The sequence below is a fragment of the uncultured Parabacteroides sp. genome (assembly GCF_905196875.1).
GTDB lineage: Bacteria > Bacteroidota > Bacteroidia > Bacteroidales > Tannerellaceae > Parabacteroides.
Window position 1 is genome coordinate 24237 of the sequence record NZ_CAJJWO010000053.1, and the last position, 11222, is coordinate 35458.

Sequence of the window (11222 nt, forward strand, 5' to 3'; positions counted from 1 at the left end):
AGATTTATTCAATTGTAACCCAACGGTTCTCTTTCATACTGGTGATGCATCCGAAAGATGTCCGGGTAGTGTTGATGATGCTATCGAAAGGTATTAGTGGGTTACCTCCATTTTTTATCCGTTCGTTCAGTAATTCGAACTGTCGCTTATGTCCTTTATCCATATTTCCTTTCATAGAGGAAAATCCTTTTATACCGTAACCTTCTAATTTTCTCCAGTTATCCAATATCAGTACGTGTTCTTGTGAGAACACTTCGATCCGTTCTTTGGCATACGATTTGGAACCGTTGGCGAAGTAGTTGATTACAGCATTAGTCCCGTTGGCGTACTGTAACAGGATGCTTGCATTGTCTGTATTTTCCTGTGGATTGACTCCCATAGCATTCATACATACGGCGGTAACATCGCTGTCGGCCAGAAAAGAACAAAGATCAATGAAATGACAAGCTTCCCCTATAATACGGCCGCCACCTGTATCGACATCGTGTACCCAAGAGTCTGCCGGAATGAATCCAGCATTCATTGTTGCGATAATATTTTTAGGACCATTGCCTGCAAGCTCTTTCATCTTTTCTGCAAAAGGGGAAAAGCGACGATTGAAACCAACGGTCAGTGTTACTTGTTCAGGGTTTTCTTTAATAGCTTCTATTATGGCATCCATTTCTACTGTGTTCAGACACAGAGGTTTTTCTACAAATACACTTTTCCCTATTTTCAATGTTTCAATAACCATTGGTGCATGTAGGTTATGTCGTGTCGATACAATCACCAAATCAACTTCCGGATCTTCAAGTATCACATTGTAATCGGATGTTGCATATTCTGCATGAGCCTTTTTTGCGAGTATTTTTGCAGATAAACCCTGGGCACTGGCTATATATTTGATATTGGCATTTACTTTGTTTAGGGCAGGAATAATTGTGGAAGATGTAAAGTTGCCTGCACCAATAATACCAATTACTCCTTTCCCGGCTCTGAAGCCATGACTACCGACAGATATCGTAGTCTCTATTTTTGATATTTCAGGGAAACGAAGAATGGAGGCAATGGAACCTTTTTTTCGCATATCTCCATAAATTTCTTCGTATTGGTTCAGGTCGACTTCTTCGGTTATCAGCGGTCTGACGTTTAATGTACCTGATGAAATAGTCTGAAGGATGGTTTTAAAGTTTCGTTTTTCTGTCCATCTGACGTAAGGTAATGGATAATCCTGACCTTTATTTTCGTAATTTTCATCGTATCGACCGGGGCCATACGAACAGGAAACCTGGAATGATAATTCTTTCTTATAGAAATCATCTCTGCGCATATTTAACCCGATGACGCCAACGAGAATGATCCGGCCCCGTTTTCTGGACATTTCGCAAGCTTCGTGAATGACATCATTGCTCTTGCTGGAGGCTGTTATTAATATCCCGTCAGCACCGATATACTCTGTTTGTTCCAGTACAAACTTGACAGGATTTGTTCCTTCTTCAGGACTGATTGCTTGTATCCCCAGCTCGTTAGCCAAGTTTACTTTTTGTCGGTCATAGTCAATGCCGATTACTTTGCATCCGTTTGCTTTTAACAGTTGTGCCGTAACCAGCCCGATCAGTCCCAAGCCAATAACAACGATTGTTTCTCCTAGTTGAGGATTTAATAAACGTATTCCTTGCAGGCCGATGGAACCTATTACGGTAAAAACAGCCTCTTCATCTGAGACGTTATCCGGTATCCGGGCTACCAGATTTTTAGGGACACATACAAATTCAGCATGATGTCCGTTGGAAGCAACCCGGTCACCTATCATAAATTCGGTTACTCCTTTTCCTACGGCAATAACTTTTCCAACATTACAATACCCCAGAGGTAATGGTTGCCCGAGTTTATTAAATACAGCCTCAAGGGTTGGTTGCAAACCGTCCGTTTTTATTTTATCCAATACCTGTTTTACTTTGTCCGGTTGTTGGCGTGCCTTATCGATCAGGTTTGCTTTCCCAAATTCGACCAACATACGTTCGGTTCCCAAAGAAACCAGTGTATGTGTTGTTTTGATCAGAATATAGCCAGGCTTGACTTGTGGAACCGGGACTTCTTCAAGGATAGTTGCTCCTGTTTTTAGATCTTGAATTATTTGTTTCATTGTTTAATGATTTATATTGTATATAATTTCATTTTCTCTCCTGCAAAGCGGAAAGTTCTTTTCGATACGTTCCCAAGCATATCGGCTTAACCGGCTTGTATCTTGATTCAGTAGCTCTTCTATAGCTTTCGCTATATTTTCCGGTTCCGGAACGACCAATATGGCTGCATCTTTCACAACAACCGGCACTTCACCGACCGCGCTTGTTATGACAGGTGCACCGCAACTCATCGCTTCTGCTATGGCAAGACCGAAACCTTCGTATCTGGAGGGTTGCAAATATATCCTGCAGTTTCGGAGATAATTGATTTTTTCTTCGGCCGATATCTCGCCGATCAGGAATATATTCTTTTGTAAATCCAGTTTGCTGATATAATTTTCGACATAGCTGGATGCATTCCCTTTATGTCCGGCAATATATAATTTGATCTCAGGATGTTTGTCTATTAACAGATGGATAGCATCTATTATTTCCAGGATACATTTCCGTTTAATATTTTCTTTTTCCATCCAGCAAATAGTAAATAGAAAATCATTGGAGCGATGAGGTAACGGACTATATTTTTTTGTATCTATACCATGAGGACTGTATATTGTGTTAGTTAATTTCCAATCCTTCCGTATTTGTTCGTATTCATGTTTGGAAACGAAGATATTTTTATTTGTAAGCCGAGTTGCCAGTTTCAGTAATAACCGTTGCCAGTATGGACGTCTGAAATAGTCTCTGTCTGCTTCCGGGCATTTGTAGTTATAGGTTCCTGTTATGTATGTTTTTTTTCTTTTTATTTTTGCCATAAGAGTGGGGAAGAATGCATATGTCCACCACCAGATAAAGATAATATCGGCATTCCAGTCTATTTCTGAATAGTTGGTTGCTATTGTTAAGTTGGGGTCGATCTTTTTCAGAATATCAATATCCTGTTTGTAAAACTCGACTGTTTCAAGGAGTTTTCGATCTTTTATTTTGCAAAAGAAACATATCTTCATTTCTATATATTATTATATTGTTGTTTTAATGATTTATATAATCCTCTTACTCCGATTGTAAATAAGTTTTTAAGTGAGATATGCAGATCCCTTAAAACGTATTGGGGCCACCTCCAGTTATTATAAGCCAATTGCACGATGAACGGAGAGACTATCAATCCCCAGATACCCCATGAAGTCGTTTTTATGATAATGACAGATAAGAGCAGAGAGAGAACAGATGAAATAAGATATGGGAAGGTATAAGGCAATATATTCCCTGTCGAGATGTAAGATGCAAAAAGCGATTGGTTGGCTTCAAGAAACAAATAGATGGAAAGTGCCAGGTAAATCCATAAATTTATCTGGGTTTTCGCTCCCAATATTTTTAGTAGAGGGAATCCGGCAGCAATGACGCCTATTGATAAAAAGAGGAATGCAAAAATAAAAACGACCCATGATCTTGCAAAGATGAATCTTTTCCTTTTTAAATCTCTATGTAAATTCGCCTCTGTCAATGCCGGTTGATTTGTTGAATAATAAATTGTTGAAAAAGATGATACTATGGTTATTATCTGGATGGATAAAGCATAACTGGCCGTTTCAGCTAATCCAAGATATAAGGAACAGATAATTGTATTTGATTGAGAAGTGAAGTATCTGGAAAGCATGACTATTCCGTCACGCCAGGCATTATGCCATATAATTTTAAAATTCTTAATTACATTTTGTTTGTCTGTTCTTTTTTCTGTCGCGATCAACTGGCGATATATATTAAAACTACGGATCAACAATAGTCGGAAAATAACTCCGCTGATAAGATAGGCTGCTGAAACAGACAAAAGTCCTTGTCCGTAATACAGCCCGATACCTGCAACACAAAGTTGGGCCATTTTAGAAAAAACTGTCGCTTTACTAAGTGCAACAAAGTTTCCCAGTCCTCTGAAAATTGCATTATAGTATGAAAAATAGAGATTGATAAAACATGCGACGGAATAACAGAACCATGCCAATAATATTTTCCAGCTAAACAATTCTCCTGATATATATATAACATAATAGGTTCCTCCGATTAGTAAAATGATAAGTACAAGGCTGGCAATCAGAAGATAGATTAACTGTGCTGTCTTTATAAGATTTGAAAATAATGAATAATTAATCTCTTCTACAACCGGGGCTGTGGATAAGCCTGTTTTTTGTAATGAGGATGCACCAGAAAAACTATATGTGATCTGCCGGGCCATTTGGGGTGCAAAACCGAAATCAAACAAAGAGACAAAAGTTCCTATACTAAGAAATACATACCAAAGCCCAAGTTCTTGAGGTTGTAGGAAATGTAAAACGATGGGTAATAAGATAATATTGATACCCAACGACCATCCGTATCCCAGATAATTCCATATAAGATCTTTGTTCGATATCTTTATTTGTTTATTCATATTTTCTTTTTGCTGTTTAGTTTGTTTTTATCTGCATCATAGCATGATAATGTCAATGCGGATACTCCGAATATTCCCAGAGAGATAGAATATCCGAAAAAGAAAAGTAGCCATAGGCACCCTATAATCCCCCAGGGGGAATAGCGGAATGTTTGTACGCCGCGCTTCAGTATTATAATTAAACATATCAACCCCAATAATCCGAATTTTAAGAAAATTGTATTGACTGTTTCGTGAAGAATGATAAAGGAGTTGTTAGAATACTGATCTTCTGAAAAAGAGTCGATCAGATAACTCCCGAAGCTGTTTCTGTGATCTTTGATACTTCCTGCAAATCCTTTTCCTTCGATAAGATATAAGGGTTTGAGTTTATATTCTTCTATGATATTGAGAAACTCTTCTATTCTTTGTTTCGGGGAGGAAGGGATATTTATATACCATTCTGGGTCTACAACAGATAGGAGCAGAACTGCTTGCGTTAGTTTTCCCGAAGATAGGCTATCTCCTGAACTGGCTTTATTTTGTATATAATTCATTGTTATCCCAGATACTCCTAGGATACAAAACATTGTGAATAACAGAATCTTCTTTTTCCCTCGTTGGTATGTAATAATAAAAATAGCAAGAAGTAAATACAGGATAGACAACCAGGATTTACCTCCTAATGCATTAGAAAACTTAAATTGTAATACTATACAAATCAGGAAAATAAATATGGCGGTCCACTTCATGTCGTATTCTTTGTAAAAGGCGAAGCAGATGATTAAAGGAGCAAAAAACAGAGTTAGAGGAACAAGTAATATTTCTTCGGTACCATACCAACCGTTTAATTTCAACAGTATGCTTACTATTGCGCAGATCGGGAGGCTGATAAGAATAGCAATCATAGCTTTCCTTAGCAATAAATAAAATTTGTCATCAGTCAATAACTGGTAGCAGAAATAAATGACAAATAGGGATAAAGAAGTGATTGTAATCAGGTCTTTAACAAAATAAGAGGACCAATCGATATGTGTTATGTTATTGTCATTAATCAGGATACCGGTAAGCCCCATCATAAATCCAATAACAGGAATCCAGCAAGCCCATTTTAGTAGGGTATAAGTCTGTTTATATTCAATCTTCAGGTGTTTTAGGCGTCTTAATTTGGGAAAAATATAGATCCCTGGCAGACATATCAAGAGATAGAATAGGTATCCTTTTACGACAGGTAAAAATAAAAAAGTATATACTACCGATCCTACAGTCCCGGTAACAAAAGCCGGAACATCGAAAGTTCCTGATATAACGATCAGTAAATATATCAGTAGATAGGCTATTTTCTTTCTGATGAAAAGATATATGGCAGCTAGAAACTCCAATAATCCGAAAGAGCCTGATAGTAAGGGTATATTTATGATTACGATGTGGATTGTATATAATACAATAATAAATAGTATTAACTTCAAATCAAAACTATTTTTATTTGTTTTTGTCATCGAATATTTCTTCCAATTTGTGCATAACAACCTTATCCGAATGTCGTTCAGTAAATAAATCAAGTTCTTTCTTCATTTGTTCTTTTTCCGGTGTCTGGAATCCGATCAATATATCGAACAGTTCATCAGCAGATGCGATGAGTTTGCATGATGTCGGATAATTATCAGAAAAATAACTCACGATGGGAACCTTTGTGCCTATGACTGTCTTTTTATGATTGAAAGCATCCATGATTGCTCCGGACATCCTGTTTTTATAAGATTCGGGATATAGGGCCAGGATCGCTTTGGCTGAATAAAAATAACGGTCGTATTCTTCTCTTTGTAAATGTCCTTTTAATATTTTGATGGTATTACTGTCATAGTTCCATTCTTTTGATCTCAGGATCAGTTTGATTCCATTCTTTTCTAAAAGATGTTCTTTGGATTCTTTTTCGACAATTCTTTTTATTAATTGCTCGTCATTAGCATAACCTAACCCGACAAATGTATTGCTGCAACTGTTTATTTGTGTATCCTCCCGTTCCGGTAAAATCAGCGGATGCGGTAATACGAAAACTCTATGTGGTGATATGTGCAGTTCATTTACCAAATAGTCTTTTATAAAGTCTGTAAAAACAATATGATTTACAGAGTTGGCATAAGAAAGGAATATCTTTTTTTTATAACGATTCTCGAGTTCAGCTGTATTCCTGTGATGAAATAGATACATATCTTTTCTGAAAAAGAGAAAACGGCCAATTGCAAAACCAACAGTATCGAATGTGAAAAATAATATCTTATCGTACTTAACAAATAATACACTAAGAAACCCCATAAGAAAATTCCATACCTGATAGCATTGATTCAAAAAGATATTACAGCTTAATGGTAGCAATAGTTTGTTGGTGCAAATCTTTACGTTTGAGGGGTATTTATTCGTGTAGTATCCAGCTTTGTTTAGTACAGTCAAATCTGCAAAACGGGATAAAAGGTCGATTAATTTTGAATTTAGGTCTTTATGTCCAACAGGGAATATTGTATCAAAAATGACAAGTCTCATGATTCGATGATATTTTCTACAATTTGTACCATATCAATGTTATTGTATAGTCTTTTAGATTCTTCCTTATACTTTGAATAGTCGGAATCTATTGTTTTTATTGTTGATATAATGCTCTGTGCTGTAAGTGGGTCGGGGAGGGCGATCCCTGCTTTGTTTTCTGTAAAAGCAAATTTTAAGGCCGGAAGATCATTGGCTATCATAGGTATCCCGAATTTGGAATACTCATATATTTTATTGGGGGCGCAGTATAACACATTGATCATTTGTCCGATATTTTTGCCTAATGAATTATATGCCAATATTCCTATATGGGCCATTTCTGTTATATAGAGATGAAGAGGAGGAGGGAGAAACGGAACGAATATATTTCTTTGATTTTCGTACTTCTCTTTAAGGTTTTTTTGATAATCATTACTTGAACCCATTAAAAAGAATACATATTCATCCGGAAGTTTGCCTATTGCCTCAAAGAATTTATCTAACTGTCTTTCCGGTTGAAATGCACCCTGGTACAGAATGATTTTCTTATTTTTGTACTGCTTTTTTAAAGTCGTTACTATTGCCGGGACTTCCTCCGATTCATTGCCGCTTTGTATTTGAAAGGGTTTGTTTGGCAACACTACCGGTAACTCTTTCAGACAGAATAATGCTTGTGTAATATGTGCACGATTATATTCACAGCAAATAATCTTCCGGGCTTTTGCCAGTTTGGCTTTGTAATCGCAAAATCCGGTAAGAAGTTTATATCCGAAATTTAAGTCTGCATCCCTGAATTCAAGTAAATGAGCTATACATCTATGAGTATCAAATGATTTTATGAACAGGAGGGCTGTTTCAAAATGGATAAACCATAGATAGGTATTCTCTGAATATTCCTTTTCGATAATCTTTTTTACTCTTTTTCTGAATGTGAGTTGTTGGGTAAACCGCTTTAAAGCATTGCCATGATATTGATCTTGTATGTATAATTTAACGCCCAGTGATTGTAATGACTGCTTGACGTGCATACTGGAACAAGCTCCGATGTACAAAACTTCGTATCCCAGCGTGACCAAAATATTACATAATGATATTACCGGTGGATAAAGAGTAATATCATGCTTCATTATTAACAGTATTTTCTTCTTATGTTGCATACCTTCAATAAATTATGCCTTTTTGAATATCCCACAAAAATCCAATATCACCTTATCTTCCCTGTAAGGCAACTCTTTAAACTCCTTATGTGCCACCATCAATGCTACGATATCCGCTTTTTCGTATGCTTCTTTGTAATCGGTAAGTTTAAATACCTTGTGTACTTCGACGTTTGGCTCCACAACCAGAATGTCGGCATTGTTATGGCCTTGTATCACTTTCGTGGTAATATATTTGGCCGGTGATTCCCGTAAATCGTCGATATTCGGTTTGAAGGCCAAGCCCATCATGGCGACAATCGGTTTACGATGATGTTGCAATTCAAATTTGAGCATGGCGTTTTCTATCTTTTCTGCACACCAGAAAGCTTTGTAGTTGTTAATCTCACGTGCTTTGGCTATCAGCTGTGATTCATAAGGGAATTCTGCCGTGATGAAATAAGGGTCGACAGCGATACAATGTCCACCAACACCGGCACCCGGTTGAAGAATCTTTACCCGCGGATGTTTGTTGGCCAGTTCTACCAGTTCCCATACATTGATCCCTGCTTTGTCGCATATCAGCGACAACTCATTGGCAAAAGCGATCTGTACGTCACGGGAAGAGTTCTCCGTTAACTTACACATCTCAGCTGTTTTAGCATTCGTCTTATGTAATGTCCCTTTTACAAAACGACTGTAGAACTCTATTGCTTTTTCCGTTGATGCAGGATCGATACCACCGATCACCCGGTCGTTATGTACTAACTCATAGATTACATTACCCGGTAATACACGTTCCGGACAGTAGGCGATGTATATCTTGTCCTTCAGCTCTGGACGAATGGTAAAAATCAGTTCTGTCATTTTATTCGTCGTCCCTACCGGAGAGGTCGATTCTATAATAAACAGATCGTTCTCTTTCAGAAGAGGAATAACGGAACGTGTTGCGGTCTCGACATAAGAGATATCCGGTTCATGATTTCCTTTGAAAGGTGTCGGTACAACAATCAGGTATACGTCGCTGACCTCCGGTTTAACCGAGGCTTTCAGATGACCGGCTGCTACTACCTGCTGGCATAACTCCTGCAATCCAAGCTCTACGATATGTATCTGTCCTTTATTGGTCATATCTACAACCTGCGGGTTGATGTCTACACCAACTACATCGATGCCGTTGCCGGCTGCTATTATTGCTGTGGGCAGGCCTATGTAGCCAAGCCCCATAAAACATGCTTTCATACTTTTAGTTCAGTCTTTTAAATAATTTTCTTTTCATTGATGACTTTTTTTCTGCGATGCATTTTATCCAGGCAGATGTTCAATACCGTCCAGACTACTATATCGCCTATAAAGAGGATATTGATATTAACAAAGGGAACAAGTATGATATTCAGGCTACTGAATATCCATGAGATCCCCAGAATATAAAGTAATGCTTTGTGCGGTGAAAAGCCCATCTCCAGAAATTTGTGATGAATATGGTTTCTGTCTGGTGAGAACAGGCTTTTCCTTCTGCGGAACCGGATCAACATAACCCGGATCACATCAAACATCGGAACGATCAGTGTAGAGAAAGATATCAAAATGGCACTGGTCGAATAGGGCGCCACATCCGGATTATATACAGCGAAGCGGATGCAGAGAAATGCCAGGATGTATCCTAAAGTCAGGCTTCCCGTGTCTCCCATAAATATCTTTCGTCCATGTTCTGCCTGTCCGAATACATTATAGTAGAAAAAAGGGATTAGTACACCCAAGGTCGAGAAAGATAGCATGGCATACGCCCACATATGATTGTGCAGAAACAAAGATCCCAATATAAGCAGGGCAGCCCCGCTTAATCCGGATGCAAGTCCGTCGATACCGTCTATTAGGTTTATTGCATTGGTAATAAATACAATAGCGAAGATTGTGAGCGGCATTCCTATCCACGGTGCCAGTTCATGAATACCGAATAATCCGTAAAAATTGTTGATCCATAATCCGGAAAGGGGGAGTAGGGTGGCGGCAAGTATTTGTACGATAAACTTGGTATGGTACCGCAAGCCTATTAAATCGTCTTTGATACCGGCCAGGTAAAGAACGATCAACCCGCAAGTCAGTAGATAGAGGTCGGGAGTGATATGGGGGGTAATATCTTTAGGTATTTTAAAACCATATAGATACCCCATGTAAGAGATGGCAGAAACAAATGCCAATGAGAATAAAATAGTCGGGGCAAATGATATTCCTCCAAGACGGGGAATGGCTCCTGTATGTATTTTCCGCTCATTAGGCATATCGAAGAGTCTTTTCGTTAATGCCACGATCAGGATACGTGGTATTATCAGCATAGAAAAGACTATTGATATTATAAAAGCTAATAAAATCAAGAGATATATCATTTGCGTTGTAAGTTAAGTTATACGACAATGTTCGTCAGTCACAGTAAATGGGACTGTCGGGGAATAATTTTGCTCATAACAAACATACCTGGATTTCTGATTGAGGGGGCGTTTCCCTTGGAAGGTATGTGTCTTTTGTTTAGCTGTGTATATAAACAGAATGCTTCTGAAAACGTTCATCACTTAAAAGGTTATTACTCTATTTTAACGCTGAAATTCAACACTTTTGAAGAGGTATGGAAAGTAAGTGATGATTGTCAACGCCTGATAATTCGGCTATACAAATGATTGTATTTTGTCGTTAAAGACGACTTTTTTGAGATAAGAAAAGTGTGGAATATTTACTTTACAGAAACAATTGTTTAGTGTTTTTTACGAGCAGATTTATCTGTTAGGTTATCGTTGAGGTTTGTTATTTGAATATACAATACCTGGTTAAGATTACTATCCCGTTACTGTTAGTTCTTAATCATACTGTAATTAAGATCGTAACCTGTGAGAATTAATTCTTTTTCTCCTTCATATTAAAAATGAAATACAAACTTTACTTAAAAGTAAGGCCAGCATTGCATATTTGTATTCTATGCATTTCGTATTTGTAATCTATATGTTCAGGGCAAACGCATTAGGAATAAAAGGTAAAAGCCCCATTTAATAATTGGTGTAG

Annotated in this window: 8 protein-coding genes; all 8 read right to left on the bottom strand. The window is 37.7% G+C overall.

Annotation, left to right across the window (positions count from 1 at the left end; all coding sequences use genetic code 11):
- Positions 1-4: 4 nt before the first annotated feature.
- On the bottom strand, positions 5-2125 hold the full coding sequence (locus QZ076_RS15980) for a bi-domain-containing oxidoreductase (RefSeq protein WP_293714686.1): 2121 nt from the start codon (positions 2123-2125) through the stop codon (positions 5-7).
- A 3-nt stretch (positions 2126-2128) separates the two neighbouring features.
- Positions 2129-3112, bottom strand: coding sequence for a glycosyltransferase family 4 protein (locus tag QZ076_RS15985; RefSeq protein ID WP_293714687.1), 984 nt, complete (start codon positions 3110-3112; stop codon positions 2129-2131).
- Positions 3113-3114: 2 nt separating this feature from the next.
- Positions 3115-4530, bottom strand: a complete 1416-nt coding sequence (wzx, locus tag QZ076_RS15990; RefSeq protein WP_293714688.1) for an O-unit flippase-like protein — start codon at positions 4528-4530, stop codon at positions 3115-3117.
- Complete coding sequence (locus QZ076_RS15995) at positions 4527-5066, bottom strand: hypothetical protein (protein WP_293714689.1); 540 nt, start codon at positions 5064-5066, stop codon at positions 4527-4529. Before QZ076_RS15995 ends, wzx begins: the two co-directional genes overlap by 4 nt.
- Before the next feature lie 925 nt (positions 5067-5991).
- On the bottom strand, positions 5992-6720 hold the full coding sequence (locus QZ076_RS16000; protein WP_293714690.1) for a hypothetical protein: 729 nt from the start codon (positions 6718-6720) through the stop codon (positions 5992-5994).
- Between the two features lie 326 nt (positions 6721-7046).
- Positions 7047-8159: a glycosyltransferase gene (locus QZ076_RS16005; RefSeq protein WP_293714691.1), complete on the bottom strand. Its 1113-nt coding sequence runs from the start codon at positions 8157-8159 to the stop codon at positions 7047-7049.
- Between the two features lie 42 nt (positions 8160-8201).
- Positions 8202-9410 (bottom strand): UDP-N-acetyl-D-mannosamine dehydrogenase, encoded by a 1209-nt coding sequence (gene wecC / locus QZ076_RS16010; RefSeq protein ID WP_293714692.1) that lies wholly within the window; start codon positions 9408-9410, stop codon positions 8202-8204.
- A gap of 17 nt (positions 9411-9427) precedes the next feature.
- Entirely contained in the window at positions 9428-10555 is a 1128-nt protein-coding gene (locus QZ076_RS16015; protein ID WP_293714693.1) for an MraY family glycosyltransferase, read from the bottom strand.
- Positions 10556-11222: the final 667 nt, after the last annotated feature.